General features: G+C 36.2%; 1 protein-coding gene. It reads left to right on the top strand.

The features are described from left to right. Positions 1 to 250: 250 nt before the first annotated feature. A complete protein-coding gene (locus LU351_RS20550; protein WP_232595953.1) occupies positions 251 to 421 on the top strand; it encodes a hypothetical protein in 171 nt (56 codons plus the stop codon). Positions 422 to 823: the final 402 nt, after the last annotated feature.

Genomic DNA, 823 nt, shown 5'->3' with positions numbered 1-823 from the left:
GTTAGACGTAGCGGTAAGTGATAGAGCCGTAATTGCAGTGTAAAGCGGTAACTTTTTCATTGTAGTGGCGACCTGTCAGTGAGTGAGTAATGTGTGTGAGTAACTTTGATGGGTGGCCATTTTAGAGATGCTCATTTTTTGAACTGTGAAATAAATCACGCGAAATTAGGGACTAAAGACGGATTCGTTGTAGATTTTGTGAGAAAACAAGCAATTGGTTTTGCGCTATATCGAGGTATGGAGGATATACGTGCCACGGCTACTTTTATTACATATGACAGTAATGACAGCTATGACAGGTTTAAAAAGAGTAGGAGAAAATTACGCTGTAAAGTTTATTGGTTTGGCGTTTAAATCATCAACAAATAAGGAAATAGATGCCAAAAAATCAGAGAAAATAGAGTGTTGTGCTGGAATTTGAGGGTGAACGGGGTTAATGAATGGGATGGATAGAGTAAGGAGCAAATCGAGGCGTTGGTGTTGAATTCAAAAGTGAATAAAACGTTGTTGTGAATCGTAATTTTTTATTCACTATTCTGATTTTTAATCATCTTCAAAATTACCTTTTATAAAATCACTTAGATATTTACCTTCTCAATAACGTAGAAATTCTCTTTTAAAAATGACAAAACATGACACACCCCCACCACGATCTTCCCCCACCTAATAAACTCATTTAGACTAAACCAATAAAAGCAATACTGTAGACACTTTTAAGCAGCGATTGCCCCATAGTCACTATAATGTTGGTAAATCGCTGCCACTTTTTTACAATTTCTGCTTAATTCTAAGTCATCAAAAACCCTATCCATCAGGTGTTGAT

Origin of the sequence: Marinibactrum halimedae (assembly GCF_021234875.1) — a bacterium.
GTDB lineage: Bacteria > Pseudomonadota > Gammaproteobacteria > Pseudomonadales > Cellvibrionaceae > Marinibactrum > Marinibactrum halimedae.
This window is presented reverse-complemented; position numbering and strand designations above follow the sequence as displayed.